Source organism: Marinobacter sp. OP 3.4 (assembly GCF_036224885.1).
GTDB lineage: Bacteria > Pseudomonadota > Gammaproteobacteria > Pseudomonadales > Oleiphilaceae > Marinobacter.
On record NZ_JAVVLT010000109.1, the window covers coordinates 1 to 15871 of the forward strand.

Annotated in this window: 15 protein-coding genes and 1 tRNA gene; 12 read left to right on the plus strand and 4 right to left on the minus strand. The window is 60.1% G+C overall.

The annotated features are described in order from the left end of the window. Together RO069_RS18360 and RO069_RS18365 are read left to right on the plus strand one after the other, a co-directional pair. On the plus strand, positions 1–562 hold a 562-nt coding region (locus RO069_RS18360; protein WP_328189531.1), incomplete at its 5' end, for a hypothetical protein. Next, entirely contained in the window at positions 552–1979 is a 1428-nt protein-coding gene (locus RO069_RS18365) for a TniQ family protein (protein ID WP_328189532.1), read from the plus strand. The genes RO069_RS18360 and RO069_RS18365, both read left to right, overlap by 11 nt. A gap of 327 nt (positions 1980–2306) precedes the next feature. Here RO069_RS18365 and RO069_RS18370 read toward each other — a convergent pair. Then, a tRNA-Leu gene (locus RO069_RS18370) sits at positions 2307–2393 on the minus strand. A 413-nt stretch (positions 2394–2806) separates the two neighbouring features. On the opposite strand from RO069_RS18370, the gene rnr reads away from it, so the two are divergent. From rnr to RO069_RS18415, 9 genes are all read left to right on the plus strand, one after another. Then, a complete protein-coding gene (gene rnr, locus RO069_RS18375) occupies positions 2807–5341 on the plus strand; it encodes a ribonuclease R (RefSeq protein ID WP_328189533.1) in 2535 nt (844 codons plus the stop codon). Between the two features lie 18 nt (positions 5342–5359). Next, entirely contained in the window at positions 5360–6103 is a 744-nt protein-coding gene (rlmB, locus tag RO069_RS18380) for a 23S rRNA (guanosine(2251)-2'-O)-methyltransferase RlmB (RefSeq protein ID WP_328189534.1), read from the plus strand. A 236-nt stretch (positions 6104–6339) separates the two neighbouring features. Further along, entirely contained in the window at positions 6340–6762 is a 423-nt protein-coding gene (rpsF, locus tag RO069_RS18385) for a 30S ribosomal protein S6 (RefSeq protein ID WP_328189535.1), read from the plus strand. Between the two features lie 31 nt (positions 6763–6793). Beyond that, positions 6794–7024, plus strand: coding sequence for a 30S ribosomal protein S18 (gene rpsR / locus RO069_RS18390; protein WP_328189536.1), 231 nt, complete (start codon positions 6794–6796; stop codon positions 7022–7024). Positions 7025–7045: 21 nt separating this feature from the next. Continuing rightward, positions 7046–7912 (plus strand): hypothetical protein, encoded by an 867-nt coding sequence (locus tag RO069_RS18395; RefSeq protein WP_328189537.1) that lies wholly within the window; start codon positions 7046–7048, stop codon positions 7910–7912. Between the two features lie 20 nt (positions 7913–7932). Then, positions 7933–8379, plus strand: a complete 447-nt coding sequence (rplI, locus tag RO069_RS18400) for a 50S ribosomal protein L9 (protein WP_328189538.1) — start codon at positions 7933–7935, stop codon at positions 8377–8379. A gap of 206 nt (positions 8380–8585) precedes the next feature. Next, entirely contained in the window at positions 8586–9983 is a 1398-nt protein-coding gene (gene dnaB, locus RO069_RS18405; protein ID WP_328189539.1) for a replicative DNA helicase, read from the plus strand. Beyond that, the gene (gene alr / locus RO069_RS18410) at positions 9983–11092 is read left to right on the plus strand and encodes an alanine racemase (RefSeq protein ID WP_328189540.1); all 1110 of its coding nucleotides are present in this window, start codon (positions 9983–9985) and stop codon (positions 11090–11092) included. The genes dnaB and alr overlap by 1 nt, the downstream gene beginning before the upstream one ends. Further along, positions 11089–11988 (plus strand): sugar nucleotide-binding protein, encoded by a 900-nt coding sequence (locus RO069_RS18415; protein ID WP_328189541.1) that lies wholly within the window; start codon positions 11089–11091, stop codon positions 11986–11988. The genes alr and RO069_RS18415 overlap by 4 nt, the downstream gene beginning before the upstream one ends. Here the strand turns inward: RO069_RS18415 and fnr are convergent. The 3 genes from fnr to ylqF all read right to left on the minus strand — a co-directional run bounded on the left by fnr (position 11935) and on the right by ylqF (position 15127). Next, positions 11935–12678: a fumarate/nitrate reduction transcriptional regulator Fnr gene (gene fnr / locus RO069_RS18420; protein ID WP_328189542.1), complete on the minus strand. Its 744-nt coding sequence runs from the start codon at positions 12676–12678 to the stop codon at positions 11935–11937. The genes RO069_RS18415 and fnr overlap by 54 nt on opposite strands. Positions 12679–12832: 154 nt before the next feature. Beyond that, entirely contained in the window at positions 12833–14044 is a 1212-nt protein-coding gene (gene fabB, locus RO069_RS18425; RefSeq protein WP_328189543.1) for a beta-ketoacyl-ACP synthase I, read from the minus strand. A gap of 162 nt (positions 14045–14206) precedes the next feature. After that, complete coding sequence (gene ylqF, locus RO069_RS18430; protein ID WP_328189544.1) at positions 14207–15127, minus strand: ribosome biogenesis GTPase YlqF; 921 nt, start codon at positions 15125–15127, stop codon at positions 14207–14209. 242 nt (positions 15128–15369) lie between these two features. Between ylqF and RO069_RS18435 the strand changes: the two genes are divergently transcribed. Continuing rightward, complete coding sequence (locus RO069_RS18435; RefSeq protein ID WP_328189545.1) at positions 15370–15831, plus strand: Spy/CpxP family protein refolding chaperone; 462 nt, start codon at positions 15370–15372, stop codon at positions 15829–15831. Positions 15832–15871: the final 40 nt, after the last annotated feature.

The window sequence follows — 15871 nt, forward strand, 5'->3', positions numbered from 1 at the left end:
GGTCCGGGTGGCAGGCTTCACGTGGAATGGGTGGCAACCTTCAGCGGTTTACGCATGCTTCATGATGGATTGGAGTGGGCAGATGAACCGGGTGACGGATTATCTGCAATTTTCGCGGTATAGCTTTGGCGCTCAAAGTGACCTGCAGTCTTTCTTCAACGCATATAGCGGCCTGCTTGCCCACGTTCCAATGGATCTGGATGAAGAGCTTTTGAGGCCAGACCTTGAGTACGTTTACATACGCTGTTGTGGTTGTGTCGGTATTCTCAAGGACTGGATCTACCGGGCGATGAATCGTGCTGTAAATGATGGTGCAGACACTCTAGGTGTCAAACATCTTGAGGCAACAATGCATCCTCCCAAGGCACTTCAGAGGATCATCGAGGAAATCAAAGAAGGCGAAGCGAGTTTCTATCAGCCCGATATCGACTCGCTTAAGAGTGAATTCATTGGAAGCCGCAGTTCCATGCAGTCTAGCCAAGTCAAGAGAAAAAGGGCTGAGACTTCCTCTTCCCGTCCCGGTGTCAGGAAGCCAAAGAGGGATCAAGTCAATGCATCATGAAGGCTATCTCAGGTCAGCAGCGCGCAGCACGCTCCGGCCGATTGCAATTAAAGGGGAAGGAGAAAATATCGAGTCTCTTACGTCATACGTGGGGCGACTTGCGTGGCACCACTCTGTTAAGCCGTCTTTGCTGATTGGTAGTCTGCTTGACCCAGGAAAGTCCCCTGGGTTTCTGAATCATGAAATAGCGACGAGCTTTAATTCTCTGACTCCCAAAACGGTCACCATCATAGAAAGTATTTCGACACGGGCAGGTCTTGCTCATCATTTAGTCGCGGCTATGACCTTTGTGCATCTTTATGATCAGATTGATCATAGCGCTCGCGGATTCATCAGGAAGAACAAGCAGTGGTGCCCCGTTTGCTATCACGACGATCGTTCGAATGGAGGGCAGTACGATCGACTCGCTTGGAGCTTACAAGGCGTCTCGCATTGTGTGAAGCATCGATGCAAACTCAGAGATTATTGCCAGCATTGCCTCAAAGCTCAGCCCTACCTCTCCACCAAATGTGAGATAGGATTCTGCCATCATTGTGAGCAATCACTATCGGAGAGCGCTCTATCGAAACGATCCGATGCCGACTGTAAAGAAAGTGAGGTTTATTCTTCCCTCGTACTCGGAATTTTTGATCAGACTCTAGTTGCAGAGGAAAGCCTCGAGTCCGTATTGCGGCAAATTGCCTATATGTTCTCCGCTGAAGGAATCCCGCGATTTGCTGAGTTCCTGAAAATGGACAGGCACTGTGTTGAATGCTGGATGACAGGGGAAACAAAACCAACTTTAAAAAGTGTTCAGCGCGTTTTCGGCAAACTGAAGGTGCCCTGGGCAGATGTTGTGATGAAGCGGGTGAGCGCATCTGAAATCATTGAATCAAACAAACGGAGTCGATCGAAGATTCAGTGGGCGCGCAGAGAGCCGGACCCAGAAAGGGGATTACGAGTCGTAGATGGAGAATTGCTGTATGACGATCAGCCCTGTGCTAGGAAAGTCAGGAGCGTCGCTGCAATTGAACGGATTGATCGTTATCTCGATCGAATCATTTCCGGCAAAGTAATGCCTCATTCTCGCGCAAAAATCGCTGCTTTGCTGGGCGTCTCTTCTGGTTATCTCGAGTCCATGTTCGGCCGGAAGGTAAAGATAATCTCGGAGATCTACAAGAAACATCTGGATGTTTTGAGCGTAGTAAGATCCGAGCGCTTGAAGGATGAAATTTATGTGTCGCTTCAAATGGTCTATGAGGACGGAGAGGCACCTACCTGGAGTAACGTCGGGGCCTACCTCTCGAAGGATCTGCACAAACGATTTTCGATGGCGGAAATGGCACGAATTCGAAAAGAGGCGATTCCAGATGTATTCTCCGGCAAATACCAAGAAAGCGTCCAGAGGGCAAAGAGGAAGGTGGGGTTAGTTCAGTGAAGATTTTAGAAGAAAGTTTCTCCTAAATTCTCTTCAGAGTTGGTTTGAGCTTATAAGGTGGAATGTGATGAACTTTTGGCCCCAGATTATGAACTATAAAATTTCCTCAATTGTTGAGAATTGAGGGTTTCAGGTATTGGACGAATAACTTTTCCGAAACGGGATAAGTTCTGTAAGTGAAGGAATCTGGGAGATATTCGATGAGCTTCGGTCGGCGTGATAGTAGTTCGTGGTCATACTCCTAGCGCCACCTGAAGACAATAAATCTTCCGTCAAGGAAAGGTTATGATTCAGATGACATGATCTGCCATTTCCTGGGGAAGGAAATGGTGCCGAGGAGAGGACTTGAACCTCCACGGGGTTGCCCCCACTAGCACCTGAAGCTAGCGTGTCTACCAATTTCACCACCTCGGCAGGTGACTACAACGTCTCGCTATCTTACTGAATTCGTAAACGAATTCAAGCTTTCCGTTGCCGGCTGGGGTGTGCCCCTCAACCGATGGCGCGTACTTTAATAATTCAGTTGGGGTCTGTCAAACACTTTTTGAAGTCGTTCTGTAAAAAATTTCCGGGTCGTGTAGGCATGATCCCTTAAGGTGATTTCACGGCATTGTTAGGTGGCAGTGGGGGCAGGGCGTTATACTCCTGGTACATTCTGCCGGGTCTGGATGCCTTTGAATCATCTGGTCCGGGTAATTCGCCAGGGTTCTGGGTGGATCTGATCACCGGAACAGAAGAGCTTTGCCGAATTAACCGGACAGTGGATGAAAAGGTGTCCGGGCCTGGTTGCAGCCGATAGTCGGCATTCAACCAGAGAAGAGAGGAATATGACTTCCAGAAAACAGACGGGTGATCCCCATGCGGATCGCGAAGCGCAAAAATACGATAACCCCATCCAGAGCCGGGAATTCATCCTGGACCACCTGCGCCAGCGCGGCGCCCCCGCCACCCACGAAACCCTGTGCCAGGAACTGGGCCAGAACAGTGAGGAGGGCATCGAAGCCCTGCGTCGCCGGCTGATTGCCATGTGCCGGGACGGCCAGCTCATCTGCAACCGCAAAGGACGTTACCTGCCCATTGACGAGGCGGACCTGGTGACGGGGCGGGTGTCCGGTCACAAGGACGGCTTTGGTTTCCTGATGCCGGACGACGGCGGTTCCGACCTGTTCCTGAGCGCGCGCCAGATGCGCCAGGTTTTCCATGGTGACCGGGTAGCCGCCCGGGTGGAAAGTGTGGATGACCGGGGGCGTCGTGAAGGCAAGATCGTGGAGGTGCTGGAGCACAAGACCACCCAGACCGTGGGTCGGCTGTTCCGGGAGAACGGTATCTCCTTCGTGGTTCCGGAGAATCCCCGCATCAACAACGAGATCATGGTGGCCGAGGAAGACTGCGGCAAGGGCCGTCATGGTCAGTACGTGGTGGTGGACATCCTCCGGCAGCCGACCCAGCGGGCGAAGCCCACCGGTCGGGTCGTCGAGGTGCTGGGCGAGCATATGGCGCCGGGTATGGAGATCGAGGTGGCCATCCGTTCCTATGACATTCCCCACGCCTGGCCGCCGGAAGTCGGGCGCCAGGCCGCCGGCATCGCTGAAGAGGTCCGCGACGAGGACAAGCAGAACCGGGTGGATATCCGGCACCTGCCCCTGGTGACCATCGACGGTGAGGACGCCCGGGACTTTGACGACGCCCTTTACTGTGAGCGCCGCCCCCGGGGCGGTTATCGCCTGATCGTGGCCATTGCCGATGTGTCCCACTACGTCCGCCCCGGCTCACCGCTGGACGAGGAAGCCATCAACCGTGGTAACTCGGTGTACTTCCCGGACCATGTGGTGCCCATGCTGCCGGAGAAGCTGTCCAACGGCCTGTGCTCTCTGAATCCGGGCGTGGACCGGCTGTGCATGGTGGCGGACATGACCATCAGCGCGGCGGGGCGACTCAGCAGTTACAGCTTCTACCAGGCGGTGATGCACAGCCATGCCCGGCTCACCTACACCAAGGTCAGCCAGATGCTGGAGCATTCGGATACCGAGACCGGCATTGGCCTTTGTCAGTTGTACTCCGATATCCTGCCTCAGCTCCACGACCTGTACGACGTCTACAAGGCGTTCCGCAAGGCGCGTACCGAGCGGGGTGCCATCGACTTCGAGACCACCGAGACGCGGGTGATCTTCGATGCCAGCCGCAAGATCGAGGAAATCGTGCCGGTGGTGCGCAACGATGCCCACAAAATTGTCGAGGAGTGCATGCTGTGCGCCAACGTGGCCACCGCACGCTTCCTGAAGAAATACCAGGTGCCGGCGCTTTACCGCGTGCACGATGCGCCGTCAGAAGAGCGCCTTCAGTCGGTCCGGCTGTTCCTGGGGGAGCTGGGTCTGCAACTGGGTGGCGGTGACAAGCCCACCTCGGCGGATTACCAGGAGTTGCTGAACAGTATCAAGGATCGCCCGGATGCCCATGTGATCCAGATGGTCATGCTGCGATCCCTCAGTCAGGCGGTCTACAGCCCGGAAGAGAGCGGTCACTTCGGGCTCGGGTTTGCCAGCTACGCGCACTTCACATCGCCCATCCGGCGTTATCCGGACCTGATTGTCCACCGGGCCATCAAGTCCATCGTTCATCGCCAGGAGCAGGCGAAGGACGTGGTGCACCCGCCCGAGCGTGATCCGGAGCTGGCGGAATACCCCTACGACCAGGCCCGCATGGTGCAGTTGGGTGAGCACTGCTCCATGACCGAGCGCCGGGCCGATGATGCTACCCGCGATGTCATGGCCTGGCTCAAGTGCGAGTTCCTGCGGGAGCATGTAGGCGAAACCTACGATGGCGTTATCGCCGCCGTGGTGCCCTTCGGGTTTTTCGTGGAACTGGAGGACATCTATATCGAGGGTCTGGTCCATATCTCCACCCTCGGAGGCGACTACTACCACCATGATTCTGCCAAGCACCGGCTGGTGGGGGAGCGTACCTCCACCAGTTTCCAGCTGGGCGACAGTGTGCGGGTCCAGGTGGTGCGGGTCGATCTGGACGACCGCAAGATCGACCTGGAACTGATCAGCGAGCCCACCCGCCGTTCCGGCGCCCGGAAGGGTGGTCGCACTGGCGCCGGGGCTCCCGCCGGTGCGGGCAAGGGCGGCAAGTCCGGCACCAAGTCCAGTAATAAGTCCAGCAGCCGGTCCAGGGGGCGTGGTGGCAAATCCTCGGCAAAGGACCAGCTTGTGGCCGACGCGGCCCGTGAGGCGGAGAAGAAGTCATCCGGCAAGAAGGGGGCCGGCGGTAAGGGCGGCACGCCCGGTAATAAGGCGGGCGGAGGCAAGTCCACCGCGCGCAAGGGTGGTGCCCGTGGGAAATCCGGTTCCGGTCGATAACAGGTAGGAACGTTCAACGTGTCGGAAGAGTTTGTATTTGGCTGGCATGCCGTTGATGCCGTACTGAAGAAAGAGCCGGATCGCCTGCAACAGGTGTGGATCCAGCAGGGGCGCCAGGACCGGCGGGTGCGGCAGGTGACCGAAAGCCTGGACCGGCTGGGGGTGCGCTGGCAGGAAGTGCACCGCAAGGAGCTGGACAGGCGGGTCTCCGGTGCCCACCAGGGCGTGGTGGCCCAGGTGTCGGAAAGCCGGGAGTGGACGGAAGACGACCTGTACGCCCTGCTGGCGGCCCGTTCCGAGCCTCCCTTGCTGTTGATCCTGGACGGTGTCACCGATCCCCACAATCTGGGGGCCTGCATGCGCACGGCGGATGCGGCTGGTGTGGCCGCTGTTATCGTGCCGAAGGATAAATCCGCCACCCTCAATCCCACGGCACGGAAGGTGGCCTGCGGTGCCGCCGAAACCGTTCCCTTTGTGCGGGTGACCAACCTGGCCCGGTGCCTGCGGACTTTGCAGGAGCAGGGCGTCTGGTTGATCGGCACCGCCGGAGAGGCGGATGCCACCCTGTATCAGGCGGACTTCAATGGCCCGGTGGGGCTGGTGATGGGGGCGGAAGGCAAGGGCATGCGCCGGCTGACCCGGGATCATTGCGACCATCTTATCAAGATTCCCATGCAGGGGCTGGTGGACAGCCTGAATGTGTCCGTGGCGACCGGGGTCTGTCTCTATGAGGCTGTCAGGCAGCGGGCCCTTGTCCAGTAGTTCGTTTCTGTTGCATCCGCGGGTGCAGGCGCATAGAATACGGCACCCCTTTTCCAAGGGTCGGGGTGCTATTGCCTGAAAACCGGTGGTTATACCGGTTCTTTGATTATCACCCCAGAAACCGGCGGTCCAGGAGTCTGCGCGATGTCTACCGCGCAGACTCCCAACTGCCGACTCCTTGCTTTCCGCAGAGATAATACGCCTGCGGACGGCTGTTCAAACCGTAGGGAGAAAACATGCGTCACTACGAAATCGTATTCATGGTGCATCCCGATCAGAGCGAGCAGGTGCCCGCCATGATCGAGCGTTACACCGGCCTCATCACCGATGACGGCGGTAAGATTCATCGCCTTGAGGACTGGGGACGTCGTCACCTGGCCTACCCGATCAACAAGATCCACAAGGCTCACTACGTCCTGATGAACATTGAATGTTCTCAGGCGGCTCTTGACGAGCTGGCTCACAACTTCCGCTTCAACGATGCAATCATCCGTGAAATGGTGATCCGTCGTGATGGTCCGGATACTGAAATGTCTCCGATGAAGGCTGCTGAGTCCCGGGAAGACCGTCGTTCCGACGATCGTCCGCGTCGCAACACTGAAACCAGTGAGCGCCGTGAGGACCGTCAGGAAAAGTCGTCCCAGGACGAAGAAGAGTAATTACCCCCATCCGGAGTTGAGGAGTTAATCAATGGCTCGTTTTTTCAGACGTCGTAAGTTCTGTCGCTTCACGGCAGAAGGTGTCAAGGAGATCGATTACAAGGATCTGGACACCCTGAAAGGTTACATCACCGAAACCGGCAAGATCGTGCCCAGCCGGATCACCGGCACCAAGGCCCGTTACCAGCGTCAGCTGTCGACCGCCATCAAGCGCGCTCGCTACCTGGCCCTGCTGCCGTACACGGACAGCCACGACAACTAAGATCGTTCAGGACCCGGGACCATGCGTGCACTGGCTCAGTATGTAATGCGCGGTCCCCTGCAAGCGGGCGGCGTTGCTGCCCTGGCAACCGCGATTCCCTACCTGTCATGGATCGGGGCAGCGGTTGTCGGCCTGGTTGTACTCAGGCTTGGGCCCGTTCAGGGGCTGAATATCGGCCTTTGGGCCCTGCTGCCGGCCCTTGGCTGGGCCTGGTTCGGCAATGAGCCGTCGGTTATCGCGGTGTTGTTGCTGGTGTACCTGATGGCGGCGGTGCTTCGCGGCACCGTGTCCTGGGAGCGCAGCCTGCTGGCAGGCTCCGCCCTCGGCCTGGTCATCGGGCTACTGCTGCCAAGCCTGTTTTCCGACATGCTGGCGGCCGTTACGGATGCCTTCCTGGAAATCTACCAGTGGGCCTATCCGGACATGGCGGCCCAGCTCGGTGAAGACTTCAGGCCGGCGGTGCGCAGTATGGTGAATGGCCTGATGCCCGGTACCTATCTGGGCATGGCAGTGGCCGTGATCATGCTGTCCAGGTACTGGCAGGCGGCACTGTACAATCCGGGTGGATTCCGCCGTGAGTTCCACGGTTTCCGCCTCTCCAGGGGCGTGGCGGCGGTCTGCGTGCTGCTGCTCCTGGTGGCCCCGATGGCCGGGATCAACCCGTTGCTGCTGGGGTGGGTGGCCGGTCTGCCGTTGCTGGTGGCCGGTATCGCGCTGGTTCATGGCGTGGTTGGCCTGAAGAAGGCCAGCAACCTGTGGCTGGTGGCGTTCTATGCCTTGCTTGTGGTTCAGGGTTTTACGATCAGTCTGTTGTTAATGCTGTTGGCAATTGTGGATAGCTGGCTGGATATCCGGCGCCGAATCAGGCCTGCCGGGCCGGCTGAATAAAGCACGAAGAGGTTAACGAGATGGAAGTTATTCTGCTCGAGAAAGTTGCAAACCTGGGTTCCCTGGGTGACAAGGTCAAGGTAAAGGCCGGTTACGGTCGTAACTTCCTGCTGCCTTATGGCAAGGCGGTTGCCGCGACCGAGGAAAACCTGAAGGCGTTCGAAGAGCGTCGTGCAGAACTGGAAAAGGCCGCCGCCGACAAGCAGGCTGCCGCCCAGAGCCGCGCCGAAGCGCTGGAAGGCCAGTCCTTCACCATCAGCTCCAAGGCCGGTGACGAAGGCAAGCTGTTCGGTTCCATTGGTGTTCGCGATATCGCTGACGCCATTACCGCTGCCGGTACCGACGTGGAGAAGAGCGAAGTCCGTCTGCCGGAGGGCCCGATCCGGGTGACCGGCGAGTACGAGATCGAGCTTCAGCTGCACACCGACGTAACCGTGACCGTTCAGCTGGCCGTTGTCGCCGACTGATCCGGATTTCACCGTTATGTTTTGAGAGCCGGGCGGCGGTTTCCCGTCGGGTTCTCAGTTTCACAGGCCCGGGCTGCCTAGGCAGCTTCCGGGCCTGTGTGTTTCTGGTATCCTAGGAACGTATCTGGCAAACCTGGTCTCCGGCAATCGCCCGGATTCCGGCCCGTCGCCACCCGTTGTCCCTGTTTCAGCATCCGAGAGTTTGCATGGCCACCAGCAGTTTCAAGGCATCCAGCGCCGACCTGGAAACCTCCAGAGTCAAGATTCCTCCCCATTCCGTGGAAGCGGAACAGGCCGTACTCGGTGGCCTGATGCTGGACAACCGTCGGTTCGATGAAGTCACCGAACTGATTACCGCGTCCGACTTCTACCGTCAGGATCATCGCCTGATCTATGCGGCGGTGGAGCGCCTGGCCACCGAAAGCGAGCCGCTGGACGTGGTGACCCTTGCGGAGTACCTGGAACGGGCGGGGGATATCGAGGACGCCGGCGGCCTGTCCTACCTGGCGGAGCTGGCGGAAAAGACCCCCAGCGCTGCCAATATCCGGGCCTATGCCCAGATCGTGGCCGAGCGCTCCATCCTGCGTCAGCTGATCGAGGTGTCCGGCGGTATCGTCGATTCCGCCTTCAATCCCCAGGGTCGCACCAGTGCCGACCTGCTGGACGAGGCCGAGCGTAATGTTTTCCGCATCGCCGAGTCCCGTACCAAGGAGGGCTCCGGCCCCAAGCCCATCAACCCGATCCTGACCCAGGCGCTGACCCGCATCGAGGAGTTGTTCGAGTCCGGCGATAAGGTGACCGGTGTGACCACGGGCTTCTCCGACCTGGATGAATGGACCTCGGGGATGCAGCCGTCGGACCTGTTGATCGTGGCCGGGCGGCCCTCCATGGGTAAGACCACCTTTGCCATGAACATCGTCGAGAACGCGCTGTTGTCCACCGGCGAGCCCGTACTGGTGTTCAGTATGGAGATGCCGGCGGATGCCATTGTCATGCGTATGCTGTCGTCCCTGGGGCGCATCGACCAGACCCGCATGCGCAGCGGCAAGCTGGAGGAGGACGACTGGCCCCGGCTGACGTCGGCGGTGAGCCTGCTCAAGGACAAGCCCCTGTACATTGACGATACCCCAGGCCTGAGCCCCACCGAGATGCGCTCCCGGGCCCGCCGCGTGGCCCGGGAGAATGGCGGCAAGCTCAGCCTGATCATGGTGGATTACCTGCAGCTGATGCGGGTGCCGGGCAACACCGAGGGTCGTACCGCCGAAATTTCGGAGATCTCCCGTTCCCTGAAGGGGCTGGCCAAGGAACTGAGCTGTCCGCTGGTGGCCCTGTCGCAGCTCAACCGGAGCCTCGAACAACGGCCCAACAAACGCCCGGTGAACTCGGACCTGCGGGAATCCGGTGCCATCGAGCAGGACGCCGACGTGATCATGTTCGTCTACCGGGACGAGGTCTACAACGAGGACACCCAGGACAAGGGCATTGCCGAGATCATCATCGGCAAACAGCGGAACGGTCCCATCGGGACGGTGCGGCTGGCCTTCATCGGCAAGTACACCAAGTTCGAGGACCTGGCCCACGGTGACTACGGCGGGGATTACTGATGCCGCGTGAGACCGTTGCCCGCATTAACCTGGACAGCCTGAGGCACAACTTCCATATCGCCCGTGAACGGGCGGGAGGCGCCCGGGCCATGGCGGTGGTCAAGGCCGATGGCTATGGCCACGGCATCGAACGGGTGGCCCGGGCCCTGGCCGGGGAAACCGACCATTACGCCGTCGCCTGCCTGGAGGAAGCCGTGGCGCTCCGGGAAGCCGGGCTGACCCAGCCGGTGTTGCTGATGCAGGGGGTGCACCAGGCGTCCGACCTGTCGCTGTGTGACGCCGAGGATTTTATCGTGGTGGTGCACCATGAGCACCAGGTCGAATGGCTGGAGTCCGGCGGTGCCCGCCCCCGGGTATGGCTCAAGGTCAATTCCGGTATGAACCGCCTGGGCTTTGCGCCGGGGGAGGTTGCGGCGGTGTGCCAACGACTGCAACGCAGCGGTATCCGGGCGACCGGCGCCATGACCCATTTTGCCTGCGCCGACGACGAAACCAGCGATCGCACCGCCGAGCAGACCGCCCTGTTTGACGAGGCCACGGCCCCCCTGGGGTCCATTGACCGCAGTGTCGCCAATTCCGCGGCCCACTTCCGGCCCGGACAGCGGATGTTTGACTGGACCCGCCCCGGCATCATGCTCTATGGCTCGTCCCCCATGCTGGGGCACCATGGGCCCGAGCTGGGCCTGAAATCGGTGATGACTCTGGAATCCCGGCTGATTGCCATACGCGACCTGGCACCGGGGGAGGCCGTGGGTTACGGCGAGACCTGGCGCGCCACCCGACCCACGGTCATGGGCATGGTTTGTGCCGGATATGGCGATGGCTACCCACGCCATGCGGTCAACGGCACCCCGGTGGGGGTGCGGGGAACACGGGCCTCCCTGATCGGCCGGGTGTCCATGGATATGCTGGCGGTGGACCTGACGGGTGTCGAGGGCGCCACCGTGGGTGATCCGGTGGAGCTCTGGGGACCGAATATTCCTATTGACGAGGTGGCGGCCTGCGCCGGTACGATCAGTTATGAACTGCTGACAGGCGTAACCGGGCGCGTGCCCCGGATGGCACTGGAAAGTAGGCCCACAGGCCGAATGACGGGATCAGAGTCGTGAATGTACTGGTAGTCCATAACAACGGGGTATTGGGGCGCCTGCTCCTGAAGCGGTTGGCCCGCACCCATCTTGAGGTGACGCCGCTGCTGATCAGTGACCTGTCCCACCTGGACCTGTCCGGGGTACCGCAATGGATACCCGAGGGCACGGATGTGATCGTCAACGCCATGTGGCTGAGCGATCCCGAACCTGCCGAGGCGGACCCGGAACAGGCCCGCACCAAGGCCTTCTCGTTGCCCATGGCCCTGGCGGAGTACGCCGCCGCCAACGATATGATCCTGCTACAACTGTCCACCTCCTACGTCTTTGACGGCCGCAAGCAGAGCGCCTACCTGTCTTCCAACCCCGGCAATCCCATTGGCCAGCTGGGTATCTGGCAGTGGGAGTGCGAGCAGGTGCTGAGAACGGTGCTGCCCCGGCACATCCTGCTGCGTACCGGCTGGGGGCTGCAGCGGTTTATCCGCAAGGTGGTGGAGTCGGCGCGGCAGGGGAAATCCCTGTGCCTGTCGAGCCGGCACCGGGGGCAACCGGTGGCCGCCAGTGACCTGGCACGGGTGATCAGTGCCATCCTGATGCAGCTGGACTGCGGTGCCGAGGTCTGGGGTACCTACCAGTACGCCGGTGCCGAGGAAATCAGCCAGTATGAACTGGGCCTTGCCATTGCCGACAGGCCGGAGGTGGATGGCGACGGCGACGAGAAGGCCGTCCACGTCATGGATGAGCAGCCGGACTGGGGTGCCGTGGAACCGGAAAACGCCACCCTGGGCTGCACCAAGATACGAAATACCTTTGGCGTCAAGCAGCAACCCTGGCGGACCGCCCTGGCCGAAGAGCTTGAGTTGTCAGGCCTGGGTGTTGCCCAAAGCCATGGCCTGAAGGGCCTCAATGTTGACTAGTTCGATGTCTCGGCCGCGGGCTCGTATCAGGCCCTGATTCTGGAACCGGGTGAACACCCGGCTGACGGTTTCCACCGCCAGGCCCAGGAAATTGGCAATATCATTGCGGGCCATGGGCAGGTTGAAGTGGGTCGGCGACAGCTTGCGGCGATGGAAGCGGGTCGACAGGGACAGCAGCAGCGCCGCGATGCGTTCTTCCGCCGTATTCTTGCTCAGCAGCACCGATAGCTGGTGGCTGTTGCGGATTTCCTGGCTCATCAGGTGCAGGATGTGGTGTTGCATCCCGGGCATGATGTGGGCCAGCGCTTCCAACTGGTCCACCGGTATCTCACACACACTGGTGCGCTCCAGCGCTTTCGCCGACGAAGCGTGGGTGTCGTCACTCATGCTGTCGAGGCCCACCAGGTCCCCCGGCATGAAGAAACCGGTAATCTGCTCCTCCCCGGATTCCGTTACCACCGACGTCTTGATAGCCCCGCTCTTGACCGCAAAGCAGGCGTGGAAGGGCGCGTTCTGCGTAAAGACCTGTTCACCGCGGTTAAAGATGCGATCACGGTTGACCACCTCGTCCAGACGGTTCATCTCGCTGCTGTCCAGCGCCAGTGGCAGGCACAGGTTGCTCAGGCTGCAGTACTGGCAGGACGACTTGGTGTTGGTGGCGGTCTGGCGGACCTGTATGGACTGATTCATGGCGAGCCCTGAAGGAATGTGAGCGGGCGGTAATGTTGACCCTTGTCAACCGACACAGTAATACGAGCCGAGAGTGTTTGCCAATGCCTGGCAGTGCGTACTTTACACATCAGGGGCAGATCAGCCCCGGAAGTCTCCCTCCGGGGCTGTCTGTTTATGACAGTTTGCTGAACACCAGTGAGGCGTTGGTGCCACCAAAGCCAAAGCTGTTGGACATCACGCTGTTCAGGCTCTGCTCACGGGCATCCGGGCCGATAATGGGCATCCCGGCCAGTTCCTCGTCCGGGTTCTCCAGGTTGGCGGTGCCGGCAATAAAGCCGTTCTGCAGCATCAGCAGGGAGTAGATGGCCTCCTGGGCTCCGGTTGCGCCCAGGGAATGCCCGGTCAGCGACTTGGTGGAGGAAATCGCGGGTACCCTGTCCCCGAACACGTTGCGGACCGCCTGCATCTCGGCCACATCCCCCACCGGTGTGCTGGTGCCGTGGGCATTGATGTAGTCGATATCCCCCTCAACCGTGGCCATGGCCTGCTTCATGCAGCGGGCGGCACCCTCGCCGGACGGGGCCACCATGTCATAGCCGTCGGAGGTGGCGCCATAGCCGGTGAGTTCGGCAATGATGTTGGCGCCGCGCTGACGGGCGTGCTCCAGTTCCTCCAGCACCAGCATGCCGCCGCCACCGGCGATCACGAAGCCGTCACGACCGGTGTCGAAGGGGCGGGAGGCCGCCTCGGGGGTATCGTTGTACTTGAAGGACAGGGCCCCCATGGCATCGAACAGCATGGTCAGGCTCCAGTCCTCTTCCTCGCCGCCGCCGGCGAAGACGATATCCTGCTTGCCGTTCTGGATCTGTTCCATGGCGTGGCCGATGCAGTGGGCGCTGGTGGCGCAGGCGGAGGACATGGAGTAATTCACGCCGCGGATCTTGTAGGCGGTTGCCAGGCAGGCGGACACGGTGGAGGTCATGATACGCGGTACCATGAACGCGCCGATGCGCTTGACGCCTTTCTCCCGCATGATGTCGGTGGCTTCCACCTGGCTGGAGCAGGAGGCGCCGCCGGAGCCGGCAATCAGGCCGGTACGATCGTTGGAGATCATCTCCGGCGTCAGACCGGACTGTTCAATGGCCTGCTCCATGGACAGGTAGGCGTACATGGCGGACTCGCCCATGAAACGGCGGAGCTTGCGGTCGATGACCGAGGTGTCCACGTCCACGGTGCCGCAGATCTGGCTGCGGAAGCCCAGTTCCTTGTAGGTTTCGTTGAAGCGGATGCCGGACTTGCCCTGTCGCAGGCTGTCGGTCACCTCGTCGGTGGAGTTGCCAAGGCAGGACACGATGCCCATGCCGGTTACCACTACCCGTCTCATAGAGTTCTCCTTGATGTCGGGCCTGTCCAGCGATTCCCGGCCGGCCCTGATGCATTCCCGACGGACACCGAATTGCCCGCCCTTTCAGATCTGGTGCGAGAGTTTAGGCAATTTACACGCCGATTGGTATTTGACCTTGGTCAGGTGCCTGTGTTCCAGGAACTATCTGCGTCGCTTGCGGGTGGCCTTCTTCTCTTCCTCGCGGGCTGCCTCCTGCTGCTGCAGGATGGCTTCCCGGGCCTGTTCGGTTTCCACCATGGCCGGGGTTTCCAGGGAGATGGCGCCCAGGGTTCCGGCCCGGAGCTCATTGAGCAGTACTTCCGAGACCTTGTGCAAGTCCGGGACGCCGCCTTTGGCGAAGAAACGCCGCCTGGCGGCGATGGCGTCCATCAGGGCCAGGCCGTCCTCCGGTGCTCCGTCCAGGCCATAACGTTCACAAACGCGCTCAGGGTAGGCCTGTAGCAGGTAATCCGCTGCGAACAGGGCCACATCCTCGTACTCGATGACGGCCGCACGTATGGCACCGGTGACCGCCAGGCGATAGCCACATTCCTCCGGCGACAGTTTGGGCCACAGGAAGCCGGGGGTGTCATACAGCAGGATATTGTCGGGCAGTTTGATGGCCTGCTGGGCCCGGGTGACCGCCGGCTCGTTACCGGTCTTCGCCACCGGGCGGCCCGCCAGGGTATTGATCAGGGTGGACTTGCCCACGTTGGGAATGCCCAGGATCATGATGCGCAGGGCCCGGGTGTCGCGGATGCTGTCCGGCACCATTTCCTGGGCCAGCCTGAGAATCGCCAGGGCTTCGTCACGGTGGTTGTGGCTCAGGGTGACGGCCCGTATGTCTTTTTCCTGCTCCAGCCAGCCCTGCCAGCGGGCGGTGATGTCCGGGTCCGCCAGGTCCCGCTTGTTCAGTACCTTGATCACCGGGGTATCGCCCCTTAGTGCCGGTACCATCGGGTTTTCGCTGCTGAAGGGAATGCGCGCGTCCAGGACCTCAATGATCAGGTCCATTTGCGGCATGACCTGTTTGATCTCCTTGCGGGCCTTGTGCATGTGGCCCGGAAACCAGTTGATGGCCATGTGGGGGGCTCCTGGCGTGGTTTGGCGGTCTGAATCGTGACAGGGAGCCATTATGGCGGGGAATAAAGAATTTTTCACATTTCTCTGAAAAGCGCTTATGGCAGGGGCTATAGCGATATTCGTGGTAAATATGTCGCCTGCGGCGTTGGTTGCGGGGTGAATTCCAAGGTTGATTTCTTTAGGGTTAGCATGTTCCGATGCGACATCGACATCAGATGATGAAAGTTACCACGGAGAAATACATGACCTTGATTCGTAACCTTGCCGTAGCACTGATTGCCCTGACCTTTGCGGGTTTTGCCGCGGCACAGCAGCAGGACCAGGTATCCCAACTGGCCCAGATGGTGGGACTCAGTGATGAGCAGCAGTCAGAGATTCGCGGCATTATGGAGGAGACTCAGGGCGAGCTTCAGGAGCTCCAGGCGGAAGCCCGTGAGATCCAGCAGCAGCTTCAGGATCAGATCGGCCCTGACTATGACGAGGATGCCATCCGCGAAGACGCCGCCCGCCTGGGTGAGCTGAACGGTGAGATGACCGCACTGTCCACCCTGATGCAGGCTCGCATCGACAGCGTGTTCACTGAAGAGCAGCGCAACACCCTGGAAGAGCGCATGCGCCAGATGCAGCAACAGCAACAACAGATGCAGCGGCAGATGCAACAGCGTCAGATGCAGCAACAGCAGCAGGGTGGCGGCCTGCAGTAAAGGCCGTACCACTGCCCGAACAGGCTCCTGTTCGGACGCA